Here is a 24,807-nt window from a genome sequence, read left to right on the forward strand (position 1 = left end):
GCGTGCTCCTTACCGGATCTGCGCCAGCAGCGCGGCGCCTTCGACCACGACGCGGTTGTCCGCGCCCAGGCCTTGCACGACGGCCACCGTGGCCGCGTCCAGCGTCCGCACGTGCACCGGCTGCGGGATATAGCGCTCCGCGCCCGACTTGATCCACACCACCTGCTCGTTGGAGGCATTGCGCACCACGGCCTGGGCCGGCAGCACAAAGCCTTCGACGCGCTCGGCGAGTTGGGCGATCAACGTCACGGGCTGACCCACCGCGAGCGGCAGGGCCTGCCCGCCGCCTGCGGATTGCAGGCGGAAGTTGACTGGCATCACGCCGTCGCGCAGCGCGCCGCCGGCACCCACCAGTTGCAAGCGCGCACCGGGCGCCTCGCGCAGGGAAGCTCCGGCCATGCGGGCCGGCAGTGCTGCATCCGCGGTCGTGGCCTCGACCAGCAGCCGGGTTGGATCGACGATCTCGAACAGCAGTTCGCGCGCATCAGCCACCTGCCCGGACACGGCCTGGGCGCGGGCGATCACACCCGCCACCGGGGCCACCAGCGCTTCGCGCGCTCCCAGGCTGGCGGCGATGCTTTTTTCTCGTGCGGACAGGCTTTGCAGGTCGGCCCTGGCTGCTTCGATTTCCTTGCGCGGCACCGTGCCTTCCAGCGATTGCAGGCGCTCGACGCGCTGGGCCGCAAGCTGCCGGCTGCTGCGCAGCTCGGCCAGTTGCGCTTGCTGGTTCGCCTCGGCGTAGGGCTCGGCATGGTGACGGATATAGGCCAGCACCTCGCCTTTGAGCACCGTCTGCCCGGCCACCGGCAGGCCACGCGGGCCGGCCTCGACACGGCCGCCGTGTACGGTCTGCACGCGGCCGCCGGCATTGGGGTCGATCACCACGCGGCCAGCCAGCTCGACCGTGGCCTGCGCCTGTGAAGCAGCCACGATCTGCGTGCGCAGGCCCATGCGCCGCTGCGCGAGCATCGGCACGTTGACGCTGCCGTCGGGCAGGCGCACCAGTCCGTTGGTATTTGCGGCCTGGGGTGCATCAAGGTGTTCACCATTGGGCCCATGCGCACCGGGAGATGCCCAGGCTGAAGAACCGGCCAACAGGCAGATGGCTGCCATCAGCGAGAGAGGGATCTGAGGGTTTTTCATTGGGCGCCTCCTTGGGCCTTGCGGGAGCGGCGGGTCGTCCAGGCGCTGGCGGCGGCCAGCAACAGCATGACGAGCACGACCCAGACCACGTTGGGGATGTCATGTCCGTGCTCGTCGTCGTGTGCATGTCCGTGGTCATCGCCACCGGCTGCGGTTGTCGGCCCCGTCTGCAAGGTTCCCTCCAGCAGATCCGACTCCTTGCCGGCCAGGATCGTGACGACCAGGGGATGCTCTCCCGGCTCCTTCAGCGCTTTGAGGAAAGCCGGGTCATCGACGGCGTAGTCGCCCATGTCCTCGTGGAACTTGGCAACGGCTTTCGCCGCGCCGGACTCGACCTTGACCGTGGCTTGCAGCACCGGCTCGTTGGTCTCGAAGCGGTTAATGAGCATCGACAGCTCATCGCCCCAGAGATGGGCCACCAGCTCGAAGCTCTCGGAGCGGGCCTCCATGCGCGGCGCGGTACTGGCACTGCCTGCTGCCGCAGTGGGGCTGTCCAGGTGTTCGCCATTGGGGCCATGGGCACCGGGCGAAGCCCAGGCGGCTGCGCTGCACAGGGTCAAGAAAAAGGCCAAGACGGCGCCAGACAGCCGTTGCTGCCAGCCGCGCGATCGGGAAAGGGGCATGGAGTTCATGGAAGGAGTCCAAGGGTTTGTTGCAGTTGAGCCTGGGCCAGGCCTAGCGCGGCTTGTTGGCGTGCCAGCGCGGCATCCGCCTGGGCGGCGGCGTTGGCCGCGCGCAGCAGTTCGGGCAGCGGGGTTTCTCCGGCCCGGAACGACTTGTCGATGAGCTGGGTGCGCTCGCGCAGCAGCACGGCGCGGTCGCGCCCGTCTTCCAGTTGGCGGGCGGCATTGCGCAGGGCGGAGCGCGCCAAGCCCAGATCGGCTTGGTGTTTTTCTCGCAGGCGCAGCTCGGTGGTTTCGGCGACATCCAGTTCGCCCAGCGCGGCGGCTTGCAGCGGCGCGTTGCGGCCATCGGTGCCGAAGGGAATGCGCACGCCGATGCCGACGCTGCGCTGGGACGCCTGGCCGGTGCCGGGAGATTCTTCCCGGTAGCGCAGCAGCAACTCGGGTGCGTCGCGGCGGGAGGTATTGACCACCTCCACACGCTTGCGTGCCCGTTCCACCGCCTGTGCTGCCAGCCGCAGCTCCGGATGGTCTTCAGTGGTTGCTAGGTCGAGCCCGGCCAACGAGGTGGACGGCGCTGTCACGTCCGGCATCGCCTCCAGGCCGGTCAGGTTGCGCCACTGTGTCTGGGCGACCTGCAGCCTCTGACCCACTTCGCCCCGCAGGGACTGGGCATCCAGCAGTTCGGCGCGCGCCGCCAGGGCATCGGCACGCGCCAGGTCGCCAGAGTGGACGCGGCGCTGCACGTCATCGGCGAGGCGCTGCAGGTACTGCACCTGGGCGCCCGCCGCATCGGCCTCAGCCTGGGCCGCCAACCAGCGCCAAGCCACCTCGCGCACCTGGCCGGCCACCCGCAGGCGCGCAGCCTGGGTTTGCGCGTCGGCAAGCCGGAGTTCTGCGCCGGCCGCAGCGGTCCGGGCATGGCGCTGGCCCGGTTGCCACAGCGGCAATGCGACACCGATTTCGCTTTCGTGCAGCCCGGTATTGGTCTGCCTGCGGTCGCTGCGGTGGTTGAGTTCGAGCGCCGGTGGCGCGGCCCAGAGGCTGGAGGCGACCACCTGCTCGGCCTGGGCGCGTTGCCCCTGGGCCTGGGCTTCGCGTGCCAGGACTGCACGCTGCCAAGCGGCTTCTACGGCTTCGGCCAGGGGAATGCGACGATTCTCAGCCGAAGCGGCTGAAAGGGTTGATGAAGGGTCTGGCGAGAGGGATTGCGCGGCGGCGGGCCAAGCGCCCCCCACAGCCGCGCAGCCTGCGATGGCGCAGGCCACGAACCAAGGAACGGGTTTCACGAGAGTCCTGACTCATTCGATGGCGCCCCAGGCACACGCCGTCACGCCCCAATAGGTACGTGGACGCGCATGGCAACGTGAAGGAAGCGCCGGCTTGAAAACGACCCAACTGCGCGCAGGCGCAGCGGGGCAAGGGTTTTCAGGAGATCAGGACAGCCGGGGGGGTCTTCGCAGGCCGTCGAGCAGTGGCGGCGGCAGAGGCCACTCATCCATCACGGACGGACGTGCAGCATCTGTGGGGATGAGCGTGAAGGAAGTGAACGCCCACAGGAACGGGCTGCTCACGCCCCCGTCAGCAACGACATGCTGCCGGGACTCATCAGAATCGTCTTGTGCGACCGAGCCGTCGTCATGGTGGTGGTGTGCCTCGCTCAGCGAGTGCATCGCCATGTGCGCCACGCCGTGCGCATGCGTGAATGCCGCAGCCTGTCCTCCAAGGGCAAGGGACTGCCAAAGAATGGAGAACAACATCAAGGCAAGGGTGAACTTGCTGCGGCCCATGATCAAATTCTAGTGTGCCTTTGAACGCCCGATTGGACATCATGAAATCGACGCTGGGAGAGCCGTCTCTCTCCAGACGGCTGCGCCCCAACGCAGGCACGGCCGCCATTGCCCCCATTGCTGCTGGTCAGGGAGCGCGCCCCGCTGCCAGGATCGCAGCCGTTCCAGCAGCCACCGCGCAGAGCGGCGGCGCCGGTGCGCTGCACCCGCAGCGCGCGGATACCGAACAAGGACTACAGGGCCGTCCCGTAGGACGGCCCTGTGCATGGATGCGCCTTGTAGGGCGAACCAGGCGTATCGCCACACCTTACTTGACCGCAAATCGAACGGTCACGGTCTTCTTGTCGGCGGTCTGTAGCACCGCCACGACCTTGGCACCTTTGGCCAGTTTCACGCCTTGGGCCTCCAGCTTGTTGCCGCCGGCGGACTTGAGGACGGTCTCGGCCTTCTCGGCGCCGTTGAGCACGGTCAGCTTGCCGACCATGCCTGAGGTGTCGAATGGCCGGTCATGGTCGACGACGTAGAGCGCGGCACCATCCGCAGCGGCCACCAGCTCGAACGACAGTTCGCTGGCACTGCTCACGATGCCACCGTGCTGAGGCTGGGCATCGCCATGCGCGAAGGCGACAGGAGCGACCAACAACGAGGCCGCGAACACCGTGGAAGTGGCAACCAGGCGCAGGGAAGTTGATTTGAAGTTCATAGCATCATCCTTTCAGGGGTGCAGCGCACTTGGTAAAAAGGCGGCGCCGCAAAGCCTTGTCGAAAACAGCTGCGACAAAGACGGACCGATGCGGGGCGTCAGCGCCCGCGCCTCCGTACGTCTGCCGTGGCACGGGCGCGTGGCCCGCATGGCCTGCCGCCTGTGGCTGCGTCTGCAACCAGCGCTCGATCGACTTGCGGCCTGCAGCGCGGCATCCGTGAACACGACGTGCGTGCCACTCGCAGCGGTCGCAAGAGCCGAGGAAGGGCTTGGCGCAGCGCCGGGCAAGGCGCCCGCACGGCCACGCAGCCTGCGAAGGCGCAAGCCACGAACCAAGCAATGGGTTTCACGCGCGTCCTGACTCATTGGCGGCCGTCCACAGACTCGCGGTGCATGCCCACAGGGACCTGCATGGGCGAACGCTGAGAGGAGAAGAGAACCGCCGCCTTGAAAACGGCCCAGCCGCGCACAGGCGCAGCGGGAGAAGGGTTTTCAGGAGATCAGGACCGCCGGGGGGGCCTGCGCAGGCCGTCGAGCAAAGGCGGCGGCAACGGCCGCTCGTCCACCATGGGCGGCCGTGCGGAATCGCTGGGAGTGAAAGCGAACGAAGCGGCAGTCCACAGGAAGGGACTGCTCACGCCACCATCGGCAACGACATGCTGCTGGGACTCATCGGAGTCATCCATGACGAGCAATCCATCGTGGTGGTGGTGTGCCTTGCTCAGCGAATGCATGGACAAGTGCCCTACTTCGTAGACATCCGCGAATGCCGCTGCCTGCCCTCCGAAGGCAAGGGACTGCCACAGGATGGAGAGCAACATCAAGGCAAGGGCGAACTTGCGGCGCATGGCCGGATTCTAGTTCCCCAATGAATGCCTGCATGGGCATCCTGAAATAGCCGTCCGACCTGGACAGGGATACCCCCGTCTCTGCGGGTTGCTGCACCGGTATGAGCAGGGATGACCGCCAGCCACCGGGGACTCCTCAGCGAACCTTGCAGACCGCAGAAGTCCGGGCCGAACGGCATGCGGCTCATGACGCATCTTTCAGATCGGCACGACCTTGAACCTGCGCATGATGGATTGCGCTTCGAGTGAACTCGCCGGGTCAATGCTTCTCGGGTTCGCAACGGTCAGTCCCCGCGGCCTGATGGCCCGGTCGAACAGTGCGATGCAGAACTGGCCGGAGTGAAAGCGCGACCGATAGCGGATGCCGTCGTCTGCAGTGCGCATGCAGCAGTTGGGATCAGTGCCTGGTGCGCAGGTACGAGTCCCCCATGATGTTCGAAGCGCAGTCGCCCAGATCAATGAGCGGCTCGTCCGAGAACTGTGCCAGCACGAGTGAACTCTTGGCCAAGACCTCGCATGCCCATCGGTTGGTCATCTGGACCGAGGGAATCTGGATGTCCGTCCCCGCAGCGACGCACCATATTAATCCGCACCACCGCTTCCATCCAGCATGTGGACAGATCGTAGCCAAGATACAGCACGCCGAACTGCCTGGACGCAGCCAGCCTTGGCGGACCGTCGTAGCGATTGCTTCGCGCGATGCTGGATGCCAGCGGATCTTGCCCTGACCAATAGACCCGGTGCATCGTGACGCGTGGGAGGTACCCGATGGCCAGCTCGAATCCCGGGTCAAGTTCAGGCCGAGAAGGACTCATGCAGGCTGACATCGGATGCTCGTCGCGCAGCATGCGCCGGCCAGGACAGAACGGAGCATCAACACCCGGTGCCTGCCGGCTGCGCCGACGTGCCGCCGAGCTACAATGCTAGCCCAGGCGCCCGCCGTACTTGCACGCGAGTAGAACCAGGCCTTTTTTCTATCGTCATTGATCTCCCTTTTGGGCCTCGTCGTCGGGGACTTAAACGCGTGCGCCTTCCCCGATTCGGCGAGGTGAACCGAAGGAAGACCCATGGCATTGAAAACACTGGCGTACGCCGCGCACGGCGCCCTGCAAACCCAGGCTGGTTGCGAGATTCGCCACAGCCACATCTACGAATTGCTGGCCGCAGCGTTTGGCTACAAGACCTGGGCCTCTCTGCGCACGGACGCACTGCTGGCCGACCACGGTGTCGGTCAGGCACCCGCAGGCGCTGCCGCCCCGCAGGTTGCCGGCCGCGCGCTGCAGCTTCAGTACGGGCAGCCCCAGGCGCTGGCCATGGCCGACACCCTGGCTGCCTTCGTTGCCGCCCGGCAACTCGGCGTGGTTCGCTGGGCCATCCTGACACCGCTGCTTGCGACGGCCCGAAGCTCCGCGCACCTTCGCGACGATGCGGAGGATGACGAGGGGGATGAGGACCCGGATGGCTGGGACGAGGAGCCCCGCCCGTCGACCACGACCGCAGCCGTTGCGCCCCGCGAACATTTCCTCGCCTCGGACCTCCTCCTGTCGTGCCTGGAACAGGCCGCTTCGGTGGATCCTCGTGCCCACCTTATCCTGGCCACCCTCTATCGCTGCGCCCGCCCCAATCCCTACCTCTACGAGGAATCGCTCAAGGGCCGCCAGTTGACGGCCAGCGAGCGTGGCTGGGTCGAGGAATACCTGAAGCGGGCGCCTCAGTATCAACGGTACGAAGCGCACCTGAAAGCTGCCGCCGAAGCCGGCGTGCGCGCCGCTGCGCTCGAGTACGGGATGGTCTTCGAGAGTCCGGCGTTCATCGCACTGGCCGAGCGCCTGGACGGCGATGTCGATCCTGAGCAGATGGCGCAGGTGGCCTCCAGCCCCGAGGCGCGCACCCGGTGGCTGCGCCAGGCTGCCGAGGCCGGATCTCGCCGCGCCTTGGAAGAACTGGCCGACTTAGGCGACCCATGGGCCGAAGAGCGCATGGCGCCCAAGGCCAGCCTGTACTGGCTGCGGAGCATGGCGGAACGCGCCCTGAACGACCACAATCCGGTGCGTGCCTGGGTCTGGCAATACGTCGCGCTGGCGCGCGGCGACGATCTCACGCGCTCCACATTGGCCGCCCGTCATGAAGGTGGATCGAACCACGGCGAGTTCTACGACAGCGACTTCGGCGGCCCGCTGTACGTGGATGGGGACGAAGGGCTGGCGCTTCCCGAACTGGAACGCGCCCACCTCAGGGAGGCGAAGGCCCAGGCCCAAAGGATCATCCTGCAGCACTGATGGGACAACGGCGTCGAGGCCACAGGGCGGCCTGCACTGAGTCGCATCGCCGCCCTCATCCCTCCGAGCATGCATTCGAAATGCGGCCGCGCGGTGCAACCGGCGGTCGTCTCATCGAGAGGGCGCTGGCACGTCCGGCCAGTCTCGAGGCCAGGGACGTTGGCATCCTGAGCGGATGCAACGGGGTGATGCAGCAAAGCCCGATCAACGCCGGCGCGCGATCTTCAGGTGTGGCGTCGTCCTGGCATCCTAACGCCTGCGCGGGCATCCCACAGGGTTCCTGGCTTGCGCCCCGCTCCCCTCATTGCCACATGAACGGCGGCACTTCCGCTTCATGCAAGAAGGCGTTGTTCTTGAAAGTCGTGTCCAACGGCATCAGCACATGGAGCAATCCATCGCTGAACGCGTCCGAACGGTCGATCAACTGGCGCAATCGTGCCAGGCTGGCCAGCTGCACGTCGTTGAATCCGGCTTTGCGCCGCATCAATTCCGTGAGGGAATGATCCTTCAGGTAGCTGAAATGCCGCCCCAGCAGACCAGCAACGACATCGGAAAGCTGGATGCCTTGCTCTGCCTTGGAATCTGCGAAGCGATAGTCCAGCCGGCGCTCCCCCTCGCGCAACTCCAACTTTGCAAGCACCTTTTGGATGTAGGTTTCCTCATCGAAGACATGCGAAGCGTTCTTGAATACGTAGATGCCGCGCATGAAATGAACACTGAAGTCGGCGATCAGCTCACCCGGCTCGTTGCCATGCAGGAATACCAGCTCCAGGGCGGGAAGACGCGCTGCGCGCCGCAAAGTTTGCTTGAGCAGCCAGGTCGCAGCGCTTCGGTCCTGCGGTACATGGCCGTTCACGAAGTCGAGGACAGCCTCGATGAACGACCGGACCTGCTCACGCTGCAGGTTCGGGTAGCTGAAGCAATGCAACAGCGCCAGGAATCCCGGCAGATTCTGCAGCACGGCATGCTGCAACTCCGACTTGAGTTCCATGTGGTACCCGTTGATCTCAAACCGGTCGTCGGCCTGCAGCGATTCAATGATGTCCAGGATCGACCAATACAGGGGATCCAGGGCAGAGTAGTGGATCATGATGTTCTGATCCAAGAGCCACTGCAGGAACGAAGCCAGCTTTCGGGATCCCAGTGCGTCCTCGTAGCTGCTCTTGGCCAGGTGCTCGAACTTGATCTCTGGGGCGCTGGGCTGTATTTGCAGCAACTGCCGCAGTTGCGACCATCCGGCGATTTCCGCACCTGGCATCAGCGCAACCCCGCCGATCACGAAGGTCTTGTTGTCCGGGACGTTCAGCCCCAGTTCGCTGAGAGTCAGGCGTCTGATGTTGTTGGTTTCATCGTGGTACAGCCGAATGGGCAGGTTCCAGTTTCTGAGCGGAAACAATGCTTTCCGAAGACTGTCGATTTGCATGTCACGCGGCATTGGCGCTTCTCCAGTTGACGATGCCCCATCATGCGATACGCTGTTCGGTGTCAAAAAGAATGCCCCACCCAGACCGTCCGACAATGCAGGTCACCGCACAACGCAAGCAGCCGCCCTGGCGCCAATGGCACTTGGCAAGGGAGCCCGTGGTACACCCGAGCCTGAGCCGGCAGCCCTTGGAGCAAGATACCTCTTGCATCGCGAGAGCTGGGCTGTCTTGGCGCAGCGACCGTCATTGCGCCTTTGCTACCCACAGTGGATGGCATCATCCATGTTACTCATCTCTATCTGGCAGGAACCATCAGCATGAGCAAGGGGATCAAGATGCGTTCGGCGAAGGATCGCCAGGGTCACGCCTATACGCTGGAAGGATTGCAACGCTTGGCCGATGGGCTCGGCACGGCCCCCGACCTGTTTTGCGATGATCCAGTTTGCGGATGCCCTGTCCGCTTCGTCCCGCGCTACCAGCAGAACCGAAGCAACCGCATCGAGCCCGTTGATGTTCCCGCCTATATTGGTCTGATCCGCGGATCGGCGCATTCCGCCGGTTGCCGCTTCAACGCACCAGGCCAACTGAAGATCATCGCAGCGCAGTCAGACCCGGAGTTTCTGAGCGCACTGGAAGACGGTAAACGGGAACTCCGCTTGCTCGCCCTTCACAACGGCTTGCACAGGCAGGGACTGTCCGGCAACGTGCCGGCGATGAAGGGCGCGGAACTCAACGCCAGTGCGGCCAAGACGGCGACGGAGGTGGTCGCCTCGGACAAGAAGCTCGACAGCTACCTGCGCACCACCGCCGACCTACTGGCCCTGCGCGCCATGTGCGAATCCGATGCCCTGCTGGCCTCCGAACTGATCCTGCGATTGGGCCCCAAGCGGATACCCTGGAATCAATTCTTCTTCGAGCAGGACCGCTTTGACGAAGCATGGGAACAGGTTGCCCAAGGCGGCAGTCACCCCTATCCGGTGGCGCTCGTCGGCTCGGTGCGGTCTTTCTATCAGCCGCCCGCCGACGCCAAGTACAAAAGCAGCTTTCTCAACTGTCGGTCGCTCTATCGCAAGACAGACGACCCCCACCGGATCGAGTCGTTCGAAGTCAGCATTGCGCACACAGATGCCACTTGGCTCCGCAGTTTCATGCCGGGCACCGAAATCGTCCTGTTCGGTCTCTTGAAAGCAAGTGGTCCTGCCGAGAACTCTGCCCCCGACAAACGCGATCGGACGCGCGCCACCACCTACGTCGCGCACAAGCTGACGCTTACCCCGAAATTCAAGAAGCAGATCGTCATCGTCACGTGACGATCAATCTGCGCAGAAGAGCCTGCGCCGACCTGTCTCATCTTCCCACTGAACCAGGCCAGGTGTGGTTGAAGCCGGCAACAGTCCAGCGTTGCGGCTCACCATGCACTTTCCAGCAGGTGAACGGGCAAGGGACGATGACTACTCTCACCGAAGAAGCAGCCAACTGGCAGTTCTGAACTGTCCAGTTTCCGGGGGGAATGTCAATGACCTGGAGTGTTCCTTCAGGGTCGACCCACGTTCCTGGCTCACTGGCTGAGCCAGGTCGAGCACTCCTTCTATCTGATCACGGACAAGGCCATCCGCTGCGGCACGCGCACTGGCGTCAGCCGCTCGTGAGTCCTTGAAGCCGCGCAAAGCGTGTGGCCTGTGCAGACCGGCGGACCCAGTCCACAGCGAGAACGCCGAGGTCCGCTGCGCGCCAACGGTGCCGCGCGCTCGCGGCACCAACGCCACCGGGATTCGGCCATCGAGCCAGATGCCTGCCAGGTGGCGTCACACCGCTGGCATTGCCTGACTCGGGCATCGGCGCCACACTGGAAGCCCCCTTGCTTGCCTTGCGCAAAGCCTTCCCGGCCCGGCCGGGCGTCGCAGTCATCACCTGCCCGAGAACGGGCCTGTGCCCGTTCGCTTGATATCCCCCCGGGAGCACTGTTCCCGTAGAGAGGGTGCTCCCGTTTTCTGGAGAGCACCCACATGCCCCCTTGTCTTGCCCCCGCCTGCCTCCTCTGCCCCGGTGAAGGCGCCCCGCTCGGCTCGCTGGGCACACGGACCTGGTTCCACTGTCGCCGGTGCGGCCTGGATTTCAGGCGCACCCGCAGGTTCAAACGCCCCGCCCCCGCCGCGGCGACGCCACGGGAACAGTGGGCATGAGCCGCCATTTTCTGCATGTGATCCACCAGGGCCGCAAGCTCACCGTGGTGGCAGGTTACGACCGGCCGCTGCGGGCGCTGTTCCTGCAGGTGATCCACGACGACGAAGCACCCACCCACCGGGAGAATGTGTTCGTTTACGACAGCCTGGGCAACCCCAGCCTGGATTGGACTGACATCAACACCGTGGCCGACCAATTGGCGGCCCTGGGCATTGAACCGCCCGCCAGCCTGGTCGAAGGCCTCTTCCTCGACCAGTGCTTCAACGCCGGCAGCCGGGTGGTCGAACACCACGATAACCGCCCCCCGGCCGTACTGCACGCAGGCTGAAGACCCGCTCCGCGTCCTGGCTACACGCTGGGCCACCGCTTGCCACCGGCAATCGGCGGCCCAGATCCGACCTTGCGACTGCAGCGGGTCTAAGGCCACTTCCCACCGGATCTCAGCCGAGGCAGACTGAAGTCCTCTCCCGGGCGGGCGCCAGCGCGCCCCCCCTCCCGAACGACTCGGGCGTTGCGGTCGTTACCCGCCTGGCGCAACTGCGTCGCCCTGTACCGAGCCGCCCGTGGCGGCCGTGCCAACGCCGGCCTCTCCGGCTCCATTCTTCGCGCCCGTCGGCGCATGCCCCCATTCCGCGGCCTGACCGCGCCTCGGCGTCAGGGCCCATTTCCGGGCTCGGGCGACACGTCCTATTCCAGAAAGGCCATGCATGACCTCCATCACTGAAACCCTCTGCGCCATCGAACGGCGCGCCGAACGCGCCATCGTCCAGGAACTGCGCCTGATGGCCAAAGAGATCCTCGCGATGCGCACCCAGCTCACGCTGCAAGACCGTGCGCATGCCGATGCACTGTTGCTCAAGCTGAGCCACCTGGAGTCATGCCAGCAGGTGGCGCCCGCAGCATCTTCCGCATCGCCGCTGATCCGTGCACCGGAAGGTCTCGGATGTCCCTTGCTGGCCCTGGAGACGCTGGAGCCGCTCCAGCCCAGCACCTACCTGATCCATCTCTATCACCCTGATGTCGGCGACCTGGAGTGCGTCGAGCTCACCGAGTCACTGGCCACGGCCATTCAGCTGGCGCATCAGCGATGGCGCGAACAGCCCCGCGATGTGTCGCAGGTGACCCGTGATAACGGCACGGGCCGGTTGTCCCTCCTCACCAGCGATGGCTTGGTGCTCGTCAGCATCCTGCCGTGCGAGCCCCGCACGCCCGAGGTCGAAGCCTGCATCGCGGATGCTTGTAGCTCTCTGGCCCTCGGCGATGTGGCGGCGCTGCGGCGCCTGTTCGTCGCCCCTGTGCAGGCAAGGCCGCGGCCCCAGGCCGCCTGAAGCAATCGTGCAGGCGCCACAGCGCCTGCTTGTCACACAACCCTCGGCGGGGCTCACCCCGCTCGGGGGCGGGTTCCGCCTGACTTTCGAGGAACCCACATGAACGTGACCTTGAATGCCGAACAACGGCTGTACATCATCCCCTGCGCTGACGGCTACTCCTGCCTGGGGTTCGACAGTGCGCGCGACCATGCCGACCAGATTGCCGCCCGGCTGAATCAGCCACACCTGGCCTTCGCGGCCGGCGACCACGGATCGCTGGACGGCTACGCCAAGTACCTGGCGGCTGTCGATGCCTGGGCTCGCTCGCCACTGACCCGGCAGACCTACTTCGACCCCGGCACCGATCCCACGGCGGCCCGGGCGCTGGAGCGTGCTCGGCGCAACGGCCGCAAAGTCCGGCTGGTGCTGGGTGACACGGACACGGGCCAGTGTTGGCTGGATGAGCACGACGTAGTCGGCCGCATTGGCCGCTCCACCGGCACCCTGAAGGTGGCCCTGCTCATCGAGCCCGGTGAGGATGGCGGAGCCGCCATCCTGACGGAATGCCTGCTGCGGGTGATTGACTGGGATTCGGGCCATGACCTCTACCGACACCCGGCCTACCGCATGCCCGGCCTGACGATCCAGCGCACCCCGGAACCAACCGATCGGCCCTGGCAGGTACTGCACGATGGCTTCGTCGCGGCATGCTTTGCCGATATCGGGAAGGCCGGGGGCTATCTGGCCTTCATGTGCGGCGAGAGCGTGGAGCCACGGATTTTTCAGTGAGCTCCGCAGGCCGTCTTTGCGCATGCAGCGCCAGGGTCCTGCGATCCCGCGCCCCGTGACGCGTTCGCGCTGGTGGTTCGTTTCGCAATCACCAGCGCAACGGTCGCACGCGCCCTGAGGGGGCGGCCACGGATTTGCGACAGCTTGCGCGCAGCGGTGTGCCTGGGTTCGTCCCCTGCCCGGCTCCATGGGGCGGACAGCGGACGGCTAGGGGCTTCCGAAGACTTGCAAAGGCAAGCTGCACGTTGGCGGTGTCAAAGCGGCGCGGGATGGCCGACAAGCGATCCCGCGCTGGATGCGACCGGCCAGAATTTTCTATCCCGCTCCCGCAACAGCTCGGCCAGCGACCTATTGCCATCGCCGCAAGAGCCTCGCCCCGTCATTACACCCAATTCCCCTCGCTCGAATCGCTCGCCCAATGAGGCAATTCGCATATTGGCAGGTGTACCAACGATTTCGGGTCGGCCAAATTGCCTAGGCCCAGGAGACGAAGCTCGCGAGCACGCCCCGAGTCGCCACGCCGCCTTGGCCAGTTCGATTCCCACCCGCGCTTCTCCAAGAGCAAGCGCCGAAAGACTGACAGAAATCTCATCGTGCCGTCCTCACGCTGTAGGGTGCCTGTTTTTACGATGAGCACATCTCTTCATCAACGCAGAAAAACAGGAGAGATGCAGGCTCATCAAATTCTTCAAGGAGTTCAATCATGACCCAACGTCGTCACCCTTTCTTCTCCGTGATAGCAATCGCGGCCACCGTTGCCGCCCTCGGCCTACCGGGCATGGCATCGGCTGAATACTGGCACCCAGCCAATAACGAAGCCGGCGTGATCGTTCACCCGGAGCACTTCAAGAGCACCAAAACCCGCGCCCAGGTCAGAGCAGAAGTCGAAACGGCCATGCGGGAAGGCCGCCTCTCGTTCGGCGAAAGCAACTACCCTCCCCCCGCCCCCTACACGGGGCCCGGCAAAACCCGTGCAGAAGTGGTCAACGAACTGCTGAACGAATCGCCCGCCGAACGTGAGGCACGCCTGCGCCTCTACAGTGAAAGTGGTGGCTATTTCCAGTGATATTGGCGATTGAAGCGCATTGGCAGAGGCCATACATGCAATGCATTGGGCATTGACCCCAGCCATTGGTGCCGGGGATGGTTCTCTTGCCACATCGTCCAGAGGTCGACCCAAGTCAGAATGGCGGTCGAGAACTTGCAGTAGCGACACTCGCCCGCACCACCATGTGAAGTACCGTCAACGCAACACTTAGTACGCTGTCAGTTGGTATACGGAGTCCGTGGACGGGAATCTCAAACCGACAACTGTCGAGATTGATCTGCCCAGATTGCCACACCAGTTGCTGGCGCCTGAGCGTCGACCCCATACCCCAGTGATCCGGGAGGAGGTATCCGCCAGTGGGGCGCGCTACTCTGCAGTGGACACGCCCGATTGCGTGGCAACGCTGCGCAGCAGCCATTCGTCGAAGCGGTTGATGGGCGCTTGGGGACATTCACAAACCGCAGCGTAGATAGGTCTGGAGGTCCAGGCCATTGCACTGGGAGGTACCCACCAGACTGTGTGCATGGCTGCAGCACGATCGCCACGTGCCTCCAAGACTATGAGCAGGTAGCTTTCGTGCCCTTGAGCGACGCGGCGCAGGCCTCGCTTGGTCACGAATTTGCAGATCCCGATGCCCCGTCTTCGGCGTATGGTGTTGACGCCAACTCGCGCACGGCCAGGCACGTAGGAAGCGATGAGCATGCAGGAACTTGTCGATTTCTTCGAGGCGCTTGAAAACTGACACGAATGTAATTTACCAGGCATCTGAGCGTAAGTAGCTCAACCTACTCTTACCCCAGTTCGATGCGCCGCATACCAACTAGAGACTCGAGTGATCGTCAACCGTCGCATTGCATACACCCCGAAGATAACGAGGAACTAGATGATGCGGAGGCAAAACATCCGATCACTCGGTAGTGGGTTACCAGGTGGCAGCACGATTCGCAACGAGATAAATGGAAGCCGCCCTTCCTGGGACAGCAGCTTTCCTGAGCACCGGGACATCGGCCCTGAGTATTTGGGCCCCCGGTCGCCGCCCTTGTCTACTCTTTCCGCAGAATTCAATGACGTTGCGTGCCCACCGTGCGCCCTGAACCTCCGCCATCTGATGCAGGCGCCGGGACCCCTGGGATCATTAGTTCCACCACTCAGGGCACGGGACATTGTCATTGGCCTGTCCTTGCATGAAGATCCGCTGCCAAGGCCTTCCCCAGCCATCACCGGACATGTGTGCCTTCGCACTCAGCCCCGCCCCGGAACCGGATTCTTGGCCCGGCCATTCCAGCAACGACCTGCCCATGCGCACCAACGAGTGTGCGGTCTCACAGCAAGCACCGATTGTCACGATCCTTGACCAACGCAGCAAAGACTCGTCGCGGCCTCAACCGCCTTACAGCGAGCAAAGCGCCTGCGCAGACTTGAACTTTCCACAACACTGGGAAGGGCCACTCCTGCGCTCATGAACGCATCCTACGGCGTTCACTGCGGTGCCGCAGCGCCTCCAGCGCCTTGTGCGGCCTCGTCAGCCCGAGCTAACGCCACCGTCGCAGACAGGTGCATCTCGGCTGGATATCGGCGCAGATCGTCACGCAGCTTCGAAGCCGCCAATGCCGCCGGTAATGCAGCCTGCCATTCAGCAATGGTTTGAAGTAGCGGTCTCCATGATGAACACATTTCCTCATCGGCTTTCCAGGGCACCGAGATGCAAGTTGCACCGACTTCCGCGACGAGCTTCATGCAGCAGATCGGTTCCGCCCTCATTCAAGATCAAGTTGGTGGTCTGGGGGCTGGTGGTCTGCTTCCTGGTGGCGCTGGCCCTGGCCGCGGCGGCCCTGAACCGGGGCATCCGCAAGAACGCACTGGCCGACAGCGAGGCCCGGATCACGCGCTTCATGGCGGGGGCCGAGGCGGCCCTCAACCGCGCGCTGCTGGGCTTCGATGTGCTGCTGGCGAGCACCGACGACCTGCTGGGCCTGTCGTTCTCACCCAGCGGCTGGCTGGACTCGCCCTCGGTCAGCCTGTTGCTGCGCAGCGCCGCCCGGCAGAACCTCATGGTGCGCTACGTGGCGCTGCTCGACGGCCGGGGGCGGGTGCTGGCCTCTTCCGACCCCGCAGGGACGCGGCTCGCGGTGGAACTGCCCGCCGGCTTTCTGCGGACCGCGATGGAGCAGCCCGTCTCCTCCCTGGTGGTCAGCGCGCCCATGGTGAGTTTCGCCAGCTCCGAGCGCGTGCTCTATGTGGCGCGCCACCTCCGCATGGGCGACGGCTCGCGGCTGCTGGCCGTGGCCCAGGTCCCCACGGCCATGCTGGTATCGGTGCTCATGCAAAGCGTGGACATCGAGGGGCTCGAGGTCACGCTGGAGCGCAGCGGGGGCGAGTTGCTCATCAGCGCGCCCGTGCCCACGGAGGCGCAGTCCATCGTCCACTCCGCCTCTCGCGCGTCCCTGGTCGAGGGCCAACGCTGGAACCAGTTTGCCCGGATCACCCAGCTGCCTGCGTTCGTCGCTATCCATCCCATCCTGTACCAGGACCTGTGGATCTCCGCGAGCCTGCCTGTGTCGGCGGCACTGGCGGGGTCGAGCAGCGAGCGCATGGGCGTGCTGATCGCCGCGCTGCTGTTCGCCACCATGGTGGTAGCCACCGGCGCTCTGATGCAAAACCACCTTGTGCGCATGAACGCGGCACGGCAGATGATCGCGCAATCGAAGGCCACGCTGGACCAGGCGCTGGGCTCCATGGTGAGCGGTTTTCTGCTGCTGGACGCGCGGCATTGTGTGGCGCAGTGGAACCGTCGCTACGAGCAGATATTCCCCGGGCTGATGCCCGCGATGGTGCGGGGCATGCCGTTCAGGGCGGTGCTGGAGGCGACGGCGCGCAGCCATCTGCCGGGCGCCAGCGAGTCCGAGCGTGTGGCCTGGGTGGAGCGCCGCCTGCAGCAGCAGGCGCATCCGGATGGCACGCACGAGCAGTGGTTGCCCAGTGGCCACGTCATCCAGATCACCGAACGGCCCACGCCCGAGGGCGGCCTGGTCATCACCTACCACGACGTGACCGACCTGCGCCGCGCGAGCGCCGAGATCGAGTCGCTCGCGTTCTACGACCCGCTCACGGGCCTGCCCAACCGGCGCCTGCTGCTCGACCGGCTCGGCCAGGCCACGATGCACGCGGTACGCTCGGGCCACATGGGCGCCCTGCTGTTCCTGGACCTGGAGCACTTCAAGGTGCTCAACGACACGCTGGGACACGAGGTGGGCGACCAGTTGCTGCAGCAGGTGGCGCGGCGCCTCAAGGAAGCCGTGCGGTCCTCGGACACGGTGGCGCGGCTGGGGGGCGATGAATTCGTGATTATTCTGGGCGAACTCTCGTCGGAACGCTGCGAGGCTGCCATTCAAGCCCAGCGCATCGGCGAGAAGATCCTGCACGGTCTGAATCGGCCCTACGCCCTGGGCGGACAGACCCACCGGGGAGGCTGCAGCATTGGCGCCGCGTTGTTCGAACAAGGCAGTCAGCCTATGGCAGAGTTGCTCAAGCAGGCCGACATCGCGATGTACCAGGTCAAGGCCCAGCGCGGCAATGCGCTGTGCTTCTTCGACCCGCAGATGCAGATCGAGATCAACCACCGCGCCCGTCTGGAGTCCGATCTGCAGGTGGCGCTGGCCGAGGGCCAGTTCGAGCTGCACTACCAGCCCCAGTTCACGCTCGGCGGCGAACTAGTGGGGGCCGAGGCGCTGCTGCGCTGGCACCACCCGCAGCGCGGCCTGGTGCCGCCCTCCGAGTTCATTGCCGTGGCCGAGGACCGCAGCCTTATCATGCCCTTGGGCCTATGGGTACTGTGCACCGCGTGCCAGCAACTGGCCGCATGGCAGAACGATCCGCGCTGCATGAAGCTGCAGATGTCGGTGAACGTCAGTGCGCTCCAGTTCCGCCAGCCTGATTTCGCGGAGCGGGTGATCGGTGTGCTGCAGCAGACGGGAGCGCGCTCGCACCTGCTCACGCTCGAACTGACCGAGTCGCTGGTGCTCGACGACGTTCAGGACTCCATCGCCAAGATGCACCTGCTGCGCACCAAGGGCGTGCGGTTCTCGATGGACGATTTCGGCACTGGCCACTCGTCGCTGGCCTATCTCACGCGGCTGCCGCTGCACCAGCTCAAGATCGACCAGTCCTTCGTGCGCAACCTGGGCCTGCGCCACACCGACGACGTGATCGTGCAGACCATCATCGGCATGGCGCGCGCGCTGGAGCTGGAGGTCATCGCCGAAGGCGTGGAAACGGCGCAGCAGCGGGACTTCCTAGCGAACCATGGCTGCGACCTGTACCAGGGTTACCTGTTCGGCCGGCCCATGCCCGTGGCGGGGCTGGAGGTGCTGCTGTCGCCTCTGGGCCAGAGCCTGGCTGGCCAGGAGGAGCAGTGAAACACCCGCGCATTTCGTGTCTTGACCTTTGAAGGCCTTGCCTGTGTGAACCTTATCCGCCCCTCGGCATGCGCTGCACCGCGGCGGCACACGGGGCCTGGACGTTTCCCCGCCAACAGCGGGATGCTGGCCAAGTGGCGTCGGTCTTGGATGGCCAGTGCTCGTCGACCCAGCCCAGCTCCCGCTGTGCAATCAGGAATCCAGCGAAGCTGACAGGAATCTCACCGTGCGCTCATGGTCCTGTGGGGCTCGGATTTCTACCATCAACACATCTCCTCAACACCCCACCAAGGCTTGGAGATCCCGTTCATCCATTCTTACAAGGAACCTCATCATGGCCCAAAACCGCCTCTCCCCTTCTTCCCTGATTGCAGCCCTGGCCACTGTGGCCGCCCTGGCCCTGCCGGGCATGGCCTCGGCCGCCTACTGGCATCCCGCCAACAACGAAGCCGGCGTGATCGTCCACCCGGAACACTCCCAGAGCGAGAAGACCCGTGCCCAGGTCAAGGCAGAGGTCCAGGCCGCCGCGCAGCAAGGGCTGCTCTCCTATGGTGAAGCCAATGCCTTCCCCTCGCAGCCCAACGCCGGGCCGGGCAAGACGCGGGAGCAAGTGGTCATGGAGCTGGTGAACGAGTCACCCGCCGAGCGCGACGCACGTCTGCGCCTCTACAACGGGTATGGAGGCTAAAAGCGTGTTGCCCCCTGCCGCAGAGGGCAACCCCCACATCGACCGACCAGAGCCTTTGCGGCGAACCCCATGGGCGTGTTTGCTGGCCTATGTGTGATCCAAGGGCTTGTGCATGTAGGCCATGTCACGTTCCATCCGAGTGGCACAGGAGAAGGGGGCGAAGATGAATTTCGACCGCTGGTCCACCCACCACATTCCCGCACGCCAGCGGGTCGAGTTCTGGCGCGGCATCGCGCGCGAGGCGCTGATTCCTGTCACGCCACACATTCCCCAGCCCGAGGCGTTTCAGGCCACGCTCACCACCCGCAGCGTGGGGGCGCTGGTGCTCAACCGTGTGCAGGTGCAGACCGCGCACGACGTGGAGCGGCTGCGCGCCGACATCGAACGCAGCGGCCCGCCCAGCCTGATCGTGGACCTCTATCTCACAGGGCATGCCCAGGTCTCTCTTCCCGGCCCCACGGATGCCGTGCGCGAACTGCTCGCGCATGCAGGGCAGCCCTTCCTGCTGGACGACCGGCGTACTTATCGGCTCGCGCACGACGGCCCCGTGTCCATGCTGGCCCTCGTGGTGCCCTTGGCCCTGCTGGACGTCAACGACGACGTGCTGGCGTCCCTGACCGCGCGCCGGCTGCCGCCCAGCGCCTCGCTGCAACTGCTGGCGCAGCAGATGCGCCTGCTGGCGGGCTGGCCGCATGCGCTGCCGGTGGCCGAGGCGGCGCGGCTGTCGGACCTGGTGGCGGGCACGCTGCAGGCCGTGGTGCAGACCGTCGACAACGTCCCGGGCATGGCCGCCACGCGCGAGCATGGCCTGATCACCCGGCGCGTGCGCAAGCTGATCGCACGCCAGTACCCCGATCCCGAGCTCGGCCCCATCGAGGCCGCACACCAGCTCGGCATTTCGGTGCGCACGCTGCAGGCCCATCTCGCGCAGGAGGGCACGAACTTCAGCACCGAACTCATGGTCTACCGCCTGGAGCGCGCCCACGCCCTGCTGCATGGCGGGAATCTGAGCACCACAACGGTCATGGGCGTGGCCGAGCGCTGTGGCTTCAGCTCACCGTCGCACTTTTCGCGGCGCTTCAGCATGCACTACGGCGGCCCGCCCAGCGACCTGATCGGCAAGGACAAGTGAGTGCGCTGGCTCGCCACGGCGGAACCCCTGTCAGGCGTTTGCACGCCCGTCCTGCGGAGCCAGAGTGGCTCTACTCCCGGATGGCGCGGAACTTAAAGACCGGCCCGCTGCGCTCCCGAGCATGCGGGCGCCATCACGGCCCGTTCCCATGACCCATGGCTTGTCTGCCTGGACGCTGTGACCGCTGGAGCCGACTGTCCCGCAACCACGAAAGGAAGACCTGTACATGCAACAACCACATGCGCAAAGATCAGGGACCTCGCGCGCACGGCCATGTGGTCCGCCCCCACTCCGGGCATAGCGCCCGCGCCAAGGGAGCAGGCCATGCGTTCGGCATTGCGCAGACTGGCGCGCATCAACGCCCTCAAGGCGCGCCAGCGCGCGCGTCAGGCGATGACCATGCTGCGCATGTTCCGCAAGGATCCCTGCGCCAACAATTTCCTGCGCTTCGAAGCGGAGCGCGTGCTGCGCAGCAGCATCTACCACATGCGCCAGATGGCAATCATCGAGGCCCTGCTGGAACGTGATGCGCTCCAGCCCTTCCTGGCGCGCAATCCGCGCCCGCGCCGTCCCGGCGAGCTTCGGCCCTCCGAACCCCATCGCGACACGGGGCGCCGCCCGGACAGCCCTTCCTCGCGCTGAGATCAAGGCCTTCCATGCAAATTTCTGCACCACCAGCCATGTGCGCTGCAGCCACAGACATGCGCGATGTAACTGTTCGTGGATGGCTGCATACGCTCCATCAGCCCCTTCCCGCATACGTACGTTGGAGGTGGAGGAACACATGGGCAGCCAAGACGTCTGTTTGCATGCGTTGCAGGTCGATCGCTTCGGAGGAGAACATGAAACCACCACAAAGTCTTTTGATTTCATCGCGCTGTATCAGCGCCTTGGCCCTATTCGCCGCGCTATGGAGCCATGCGGCACGGGCCGACCTCATCGTGGCGCCTCATCCCAATTTCGATGCCACAGCAATTGGCACACTGTTTCTGCTCGGCACACCTGGCGCCTCGGGGCTGGTGTCGTCGCGCTCCGGCGCGTTTTCGCAAGGGTTCACGCTCGATGCAACGGGCATGGCCACCGTCACGATGACGTCCAGCCAGTTTCTGGGGCCGCCCGGGACAGTGAACGACCGGGCGCTGCGGGTATCGGGGACCCGTGTATCCGGGTACTTTCTGAACCAAAGGCGCGGTAGCGCAGACATGTCGTACCTATTTGAGGACAGTGTGCTGGGCACCGAATACCGTGTTCTCGCGTACCAGGGCCTGGCTTCATGGTCCGCGCAAATGTCCGTGACGGCCGTGCGCGATGCGACGGCGGTGACCATCACGCCTTCTGCCGCGCTGAGCACTGGCCAGCCTGCGGGTACGCCCTTTAATATCACGCTCAACGCAGGGCAGTCCGTGCTGTATAAGGCCGCAGAGCGAAGTGATCTGACGGGCTCTACCATCACGGCGACGCAGCCCGTGGCGGTGTTCTCTGGCACACAGTGCGCGGACGTGCCAGTGGGAACGCCATATTGCGATCATCTCTACAGCCAATTGCCGCCCGTGGCCAAGCTGGCCACACACCATGTCGTGCCAGCGACCGACCATACGGGCGGCGCAGGCAATCTCGTGCGCGTGCTCGCGGTACGCGATGCCACGGCCGTGGTCGTCAATGGCGGGCCACCGGTCACGCTGGCGGCAGGCCAGTTCCATGAGATCGTGAATGCACAAAGCCTGGACATCACGAGTTCGCAGCCTGTGCTGGTGGGACAATACTTGCAGGGCTCCGAGAAGACGAAGCAGGGAGATCCCGCCTTCAGCATCCTGCCCGGGGCCGAACAGTCGCTGAGCCACTATGCCTTCGTCGCGCCCATGGGCGCCGATGCGTTCACCGACAACGTGCTCAATATCGCCGTTCCCACGGCCAGCGCGGCCTCGCTGCGGCTCAACGGCAACCCCGTGGGAACCACGTTCACGCCATTGGCGGGTACGGCCTACAGCGTGGGTAACATCGCCGTGCCGACCGGCGCCGGCCGCATCTGGGCGGATGCGCCCTTCGTGGCCACGCTATCTGGATTCATGCCCGTAACCGGCTACCACACCTTCCTGGGCGCTTCCTATGCGCGTGGCATTTCGCCGGCGCCTGACATTGCGGCAGCGCTGTCCACCTCGGCCTCCAGCGTGGCGGTCGGCTCGACGGTGGGCCTCACGGTTTCGGTGAGCAACGCAGGCGCAGGCAATAGCGTTGACGGAGAGGTGGCGCTGACGCTGCCGGTCTCGGTGGCACTGGACCTGACCGCACTGCCGCCGACCTGTGCGACCTCCACCGCCAGCCAGCTGCGCTGTGTCCTGAAACCCTTGATGCCCGCTGCATCGCAGACGTTCGGCGTCACCGTGCGCGCGATGATCGCGGGGTCGGCCGTGCTCCAGGCCCGTGTATCAGGCGTGAGTGGTGAGCCTGATTCCCAACAGTTGAACAATCTGACGGACCCCATTGCGCTGCAGGTCGTTGCGGGCCCGGGGGGAGGGCCCGGCGGACCTGGAGGGCCTGGCGGACCTGGAGCCCCGCGGCCACACGCGATCCCTGTCGACGCGGGTTGGGCCCTGTTGGCCCTGGCCTCGGGAATCGCGCTGCTGGCGCGCCCTCGCCTCCTTCCTAAGGCGCCACGAAGCTGACGCAGGAAAAGATGGCAGGGCCGTCACACGGCGGCCTGCCGGCTCAAGAACATGCGCGTGACGCTGAAGGTCCCTATCCCGGATTTCCCGGCCTCGGACACCGGATCAGCAGCAGAACCAGTCGAGACGCACCTGCAGACGGGGGATACCCACCACTTGGTGGACGGCATGTGCATCGCTTGGTCCTGGAAGCCCTGAAGCGGCCCCACGGCGGGCCTGTTCGGCCAACTCCTGCGCCGAAAATCCGAACCAGACCCAGCTCATTCCCCGGGGGCCCGCTCCGCAACGCGAGCATTCTCAAGGCGTGTACGCCCGGCAAATACGAAGCCAAGGGGGCAGAAACCCAAGCCCTGCAAGCCCTCGAAGACGGCCAGCGCAGCCACGGGCCACCGAGCCCAACCAGCTTGGGCTGGAACGCCCTGCCGCCCGTCCTTAACCGCCAAGGCACGGATCCTGCCCAGCGCTGCTGTCCCCAATGGCAGGCGTTGCTCCGCGACAGGAACTCCGCGCTAGCCATGCCCAGGCCTTCCATCGCCAATGCGCCAAGCCCCCTGCGAGTGAGGCCCTATGAGGTAACCCGCATCGCCGTCGCGTGCCGAGGACGAGGCCCCGTTCTTTCCACCCACGCATAACGACAACGTAAGGCAGCCGACATGTCTGCGTGGGCAGCAGATCTCTACAGTCACCTCCATGGCATCGGCTAACGACGCCAGCCCAACAAGGTCCGCGCAGCGGCCACTGGCCAGAGTCAATACAAGGAGTTCATCATGTCTCGCAAATTCATTCCCTTCGCACTGGTTGCCTCAGCCCTCATCGCAGCCTCTTTTCCCGCTTCGGCGGACAACGGATTCACACCGGGAACCGGTGAGGCGAGCGGGGTCTACCACTCTATGCCCGGAGGCAAGACCCGCGCCGAAGTCATCGCCGAGCTCATGAGAGCCCGTGCCGACGGTTCGCTGGCAAAGATCAGCAGCGAGGCCGGCTATGCGCCAGAGTTCGAAACCTCATCGGCCGGTCGCGGGCGCACGCGTGCGGAAGTGCAAGAGGAACTGCGGCGCGCTCGTGAGGATGGGACCCTTGCGAAGATGAACAGGGAAGCCAGCTATGCGCCTGAATTCGAGGCACGCGGTGGACGTACCCGGGCGGAAGTTCTGGAGGAATTTCGCCGCGCGCGGGACGACGGATCCTTGCGCCAGATGAACACGAACCGCGGCTACTGATGGATGACTGACTGAGAGTGTGGCGCGACCTGCGCGTGCCCCCTCCCGCGCGGGTTTTCGCCCCACTACCGCGAGGTGGTGGGGCATTTTTTCCCAAGTACCGTCCGGTTGCGATACACACAGGCGAATCTCTGCGTCCGCCTTACACAGCTTCCACAAGCATCTTTCGGAACTGGTGCATGCGGCCGAGGGGCTCGCGAACCGGCCACCCTCTGGCATTGACTACTTGGGCCAGGCACCTCTTCCCGCCCCAGAAGCGCGCCCGGAAGCCATGCGAGGCACTGATCGCATGGCCGGCTCGGGCACCACTACGGGACGTCTCCGATCTTGCGTGTGGCATCGCCGCCAGTACATGCCGGCGACGATGGAGGGCGTCATTGATTCCTCGCGACCTGCGCCACTGATCCTGCGGTTGGGCCGACAACGCGCCACAGTAGTTTCGTGAACACACCCTGAACGTTCGGCGTCCAGGACATGCCGTGCGGTGATCGGCCGTCATACTCATTCGACCCGCAAATCGACGGCGCGCGCACTTGGTGACTCCGGCG

22 protein-coding genes are annotated in these 24,807 nt (G+C 65.1%); 13 read left to right on the top strand and 9 right to left on the bottom strand.

The window, feature by feature from the left end; genetic code table 11:
* Positions 1 to 9: 9 nt before the first annotated feature.
* The 7 genes from U6958_RS18080 to U6958_RS18110 all read right to left on the bottom strand — a co-directional run bounded on the left by U6958_RS18080 (position 10) and on the right by U6958_RS18110 (position 5,491).
* Positions 10 to 1,143 (bottom strand): efflux RND transporter periplasmic adaptor subunit, encoded by a 1,134-nt coding sequence (locus U6958_RS18080; RefSeq protein WP_016445836.1) that lies wholly within the window; start codon positions 1,141 to 1,143, stop codon positions 10 to 12.
* Entirely contained in the window at positions 1,140 to 1,775 is a 636-nt protein-coding gene (locus tag U6958_RS18085) for a hypothetical protein (protein ID WP_016445835.1), read from the bottom strand. Before U6958_RS18085 ends, U6958_RS18080 begins: the two co-directional genes overlap by 4 nt.
* On the bottom strand, positions 1,772 to 3,055 hold the full coding sequence (locus tag U6958_RS18090; RefSeq protein ID WP_016445834.1) for a TolC family protein: 1,284 nt from the start codon (positions 3,053 to 3,055) through the stop codon (positions 1,772 to 1,774). The genes U6958_RS18085 and U6958_RS18090 overlap by 4 nt, the downstream gene beginning before the upstream one ends.
* Before the next feature lie 147 nt (positions 3,056 to 3,202).
* On the bottom strand, positions 3,203 to 3,556 hold the full coding sequence (locus U6958_RS18095) for a hypothetical protein (protein ID WP_016445833.1): 354 nt from the start codon (positions 3,554 to 3,556) through the stop codon (positions 3,203 to 3,205).
* Positions 3,557 to 3,863: 307 nt separating this feature from the next.
* A complete protein-coding gene (locus U6958_RS18100) occupies positions 3,864 to 4,259 on the bottom strand; it encodes a hypothetical protein (RefSeq protein WP_016445832.1) in 396 nt (131 codons plus the stop codon).
* 500 nt (positions 4,260 to 4,759) lie between these two features.
* Positions 4,760 to 5,107: a hypothetical protein gene (locus U6958_RS18105; RefSeq protein WP_051170586.1), complete on the bottom strand. Its 348-nt coding sequence runs from the start codon at positions 5,105 to 5,107 to the stop codon at positions 4,760 to 4,762.
* Between the two features lie 198 nt (positions 5,108 to 5,305).
* A complete protein-coding gene (locus U6958_RS18110) occupies positions 5,306 to 5,491 on the bottom strand; it encodes a hypothetical protein (RefSeq protein WP_016445830.1) in 186 nt (61 codons plus the stop codon).
* A 683-nt stretch (positions 5,492 to 6,174) separates the two neighbouring features.
* Between U6958_RS18110 and U6958_RS18115 the strand changes: the two genes are divergently transcribed.
* On the top strand, positions 6,175 to 7,386 hold the full coding sequence (locus tag U6958_RS18115) for a hypothetical protein (RefSeq protein WP_016445829.1): 1,212 nt from the start codon (positions 6,175 to 6,177) through the stop codon (positions 7,384 to 7,386).
* A 301-nt stretch (positions 7,387 to 7,687) separates the two neighbouring features.
* On the opposite strand, the gene U6958_RS18120 is transcribed toward U6958_RS18115, so the two are convergent.
* Entirely contained in the window at positions 7,688 to 8,809 is a 1,122-nt protein-coding gene (locus U6958_RS18120) for a DUF3800 domain-containing protein (protein ID WP_034399853.1), read from the bottom strand.
* Positions 8,810 to 9,127: 318 nt separating this feature from the next.
* On the opposite strand from U6958_RS18120, the gene U6958_RS18125 reads away from it, so the two are divergent.
* From U6958_RS18125 to U6958_RS18150, 6 genes are all read left to right on the top strand, one after another.
* The gene (locus U6958_RS18125) at positions 9,128 to 10,120 is read left to right on the top strand and encodes a hypothetical protein (protein ID WP_016445827.1); all 993 of its coding nucleotides are present in this window, start codon (positions 9,128 to 9,130) and stop codon (positions 10,118 to 10,120) included.
* A gap of 216 nt (positions 10,121 to 10,336) precedes the next feature.
* Complete coding sequence (locus U6958_RS18130; RefSeq protein ID WP_264567137.1) at positions 10,337 to 10,459, top strand: hypothetical protein; 123 nt, start codon at positions 10,337 to 10,339, stop codon at positions 10,457 to 10,459.
* Between the two features lie 530 nt (positions 10,460 to 10,989).
* On the top strand, positions 10,990 to 11,322 hold the full coding sequence (locus U6958_RS18135) for a hypothetical protein (protein ID WP_016445826.1): 333 nt from the start codon (positions 10,990 to 10,992) through the stop codon (positions 11,320 to 11,322).
* Between the two features lie 379 nt (positions 11,323 to 11,701).
* Complete coding sequence (locus U6958_RS18140; RefSeq protein WP_016445825.1) at positions 11,702 to 12,322, top strand: hypothetical protein; 621 nt, start codon at positions 11,702 to 11,704, stop codon at positions 12,320 to 12,322.
* Positions 12,323 to 12,421: 99 nt separating this feature from the next.
* Positions 12,422 to 13,093, top strand: a complete 672-nt coding sequence (locus U6958_RS18145) for a hypothetical protein (RefSeq protein WP_016445824.1) — start codon at positions 12,422 to 12,424, stop codon at positions 13,091 to 13,093.
* A 703-nt stretch (positions 13,094 to 13,796) separates the two neighbouring features.
* Positions 13,797 to 14,159 carry a DUF4148 domain-containing protein gene (locus tag U6958_RS18150; protein WP_016445823.1) on the top strand — a complete coding sequence of 121 codons (363 nt, stop codon included), beginning with the start codon at positions 13,797 to 13,799 and terminating at the stop codon, positions 14,157 to 14,159.
* A gap of 1,461 nt (positions 14,160 to 15,620) precedes the next feature.
* Here the strand turns inward: U6958_RS18150 and U6958_RS18155 are convergent.
* Entirely contained in the window at positions 15,621 to 15,878 is a 258-nt protein-coding gene (locus tag U6958_RS18155) for a hypothetical protein (protein ID WP_143044635.1), read from the bottom strand.
* 854 nt (positions 15,879 to 16,732) lie between these two features.
* Here U6958_RS18155 and U6958_RS18160 point away from each other — a divergent pair.
* The 6 genes from U6958_RS18160 (at position 16,733) to U6958_RS18185 (ending at position 24,259) form a co-directional block, all read left to right on the top strand.
* Positions 16,733 to 18,556 carry a bifunctional diguanylate cyclase/phosphodiesterase gene (locus tag U6958_RS18160; RefSeq protein ID WP_083393650.1) on the top strand — a complete coding sequence of 608 codons (1,824 nt, stop codon included), beginning with the start codon at positions 16,733 to 16,735 and terminating at the stop codon, positions 18,554 to 18,556.
* 334 nt (positions 18,557 to 18,890) lie between these two features.
* Positions 18,891 to 19,244 (top strand): DUF4148 domain-containing protein, encoded by a 354-nt coding sequence (locus U6958_RS18165; protein ID WP_074923229.1) that lies wholly within the window; start codon positions 18,891 to 18,893, stop codon positions 19,242 to 19,244.
* A gap of 163 nt (positions 19,245 to 19,407) precedes the next feature.
* Positions 19,408 to 20,376 carry an AraC family transcriptional regulator gene (locus U6958_RS18170; RefSeq protein ID WP_051170608.1) on the top strand — a complete coding sequence of 323 codons (969 nt, stop codon included), beginning with the start codon at positions 19,408 to 19,410 and terminating at the stop codon, positions 20,374 to 20,376.
* A 324-nt stretch (positions 20,377 to 20,700) separates the two neighbouring features.
* Positions 20,701 to 21,018 (top strand): hypothetical protein, encoded by a 318-nt coding sequence (locus U6958_RS18175; protein WP_016450834.1) that lies wholly within the window; start codon positions 20,701 to 20,703, stop codon positions 21,016 to 21,018.
* Positions 21,019 to 21,218: 200 nt separating this feature from the next.
* A complete protein-coding gene (locus tag U6958_RS18180) occupies positions 21,219 to 23,039 on the top strand; it encodes an IgGFc-binding protein (RefSeq protein ID WP_016446952.1) in 1,821 nt (606 codons plus the stop codon).
* A gap of 767 nt (positions 23,040 to 23,806) precedes the next feature.
* Entirely contained in the window at positions 23,807 to 24,259 is a 453-nt protein-coding gene (locus U6958_RS18185) for a DUF4148 domain-containing protein (RefSeq protein ID WP_016446950.1), read from the top strand.
* Positions 24,260 to 24,807 lie beyond the last annotated feature (548 nt).

The sequence above is a fragment of the Delftia lacustris genome (assembly GCF_040267515.1).
Lineage (GTDB): Bacteria > Pseudomonadota > Gammaproteobacteria > Burkholderiales > Burkholderiaceae_C > Comamonas > Comamonas tsuruhatensis.

Coding starts and splice junctions, on each gene's coding strand:
- U6958_RS18080 (WP_016445836.1), bottom strand. CDS start 1,143: ATGAAAAACCCTCAGATCCCTCTCTCGCTGATGGCAGCCATCTGCCTG.
- U6958_RS18085 (WP_016445835.1), bottom strand. CDS start 1,775: ATGAACTCCATGCCCCTTTCCCGATCGCGCGGCTGGCAGCAACGGCTG.
- U6958_RS18095 (WP_016445833.1), bottom strand. CDS start 3,556: ATGGGCCGCAGCAAGTTCACCCTTGCCTTGATGTTGTTCTCCATTCTT.
- U6958_RS18100 (WP_016445832.1), bottom strand. CDS start 4,259: ATGAACTTCAAATCAACTTCCCTGCGCCTGGTTGCCACTTCCACGGTG.
- U6958_RS18105 (WP_051170586.1), bottom strand. CDS start 5,107: ATGCGCCGCAAGTTCGCCCTTGCCTTGATGTTGCTCTCCATCCTGTGG.
- U6958_RS18110 (WP_016445830.1), bottom strand. CDS start 5,491: ATGCGCACTGCAGACGACGGCATCCGCTATCGGTCGCGCTTTCACTCC.
- U6958_RS18115 (WP_016445829.1), top strand. CDS start 6,175: ATGGCATTGAAAACACTGGCGTACGCCGCGCACGGCGCCCTGCAAACC.
- U6958_RS18120 (WP_034399853.1), bottom strand. CDS start 8,809: ATGCAAATCGACAGTCTTCGGAAAGCATTGTTTCCGCTCAGAAACTGG.
- U6958_RS18125 (WP_016445827.1), top strand. CDS start 9,128: ATGAGCAAGGGGATCAAGATGCGTTCGGCGAAGGATCGCCAGGGTCAC.
- U6958_RS18135 (WP_016445826.1), top strand. CDS start 10,990: ATGAGCCGCCATTTTCTGCATGTGATCCACCAGGGCCGCAAGCTCACC.
- U6958_RS18140 (WP_016445825.1), top strand. CDS start 11,702: ATGACCTCCATCACTGAAACCCTCTGCGCCATCGAACGGCGCGCCGAA.
- U6958_RS18145 (WP_016445824.1), top strand. CDS start 12,422: ATGAACGTGACCTTGAATGCCGAACAACGGCTGTACATCATCCCCTGC.
- U6958_RS18150 (WP_016445823.1), top strand. CDS start 13,797: ATGACCCAACGTCGTCACCCTTTCTTCTCCGTGATAGCAATCGCGGCC.
- U6958_RS18155 (WP_143044635.1), bottom strand. CDS start 15,878: ATGAAGCTCGTCGCGGAAGTCGGTGCAACTTGCATCTCGGTGCCCTGG.
- U6958_RS18160 (WP_083393650.1), top strand. CDS start 16,733: ATGGGCGTGCTGATCGCCGCGCTGCTGTTCGCCACCATGGTGGTAGCC.
- U6958_RS18165 (WP_074923229.1), top strand. CDS start 18,891: ATGGCCCAAAACCGCCTCTCCCCTTCTTCCCTGATTGCAGCCCTGGCC.
- U6958_RS18170 (WP_051170608.1), top strand. CDS start 19,408: ATGAATTTCGACCGCTGGTCCACCCACCACATTCCCGCACGCCAGCGG.
- U6958_RS18175 (WP_016450834.1), top strand. CDS start 20,701: ATGCGTTCGGCATTGCGCAGACTGGCGCGCATCAACGCCCTCAAGGCG.
- U6958_RS18180 (WP_016446952.1), top strand. CDS start 21,219: ATGAAACCACCACAAAGTCTTTTGATTTCATCGCGCTGTATCAGCGCC.
- U6958_RS18185 (WP_016446950.1), top strand. CDS start 23,807: ATGTCTCGCAAATTCATTCCCTTCGCACTGGTTGCCTCAGCCCTCATC.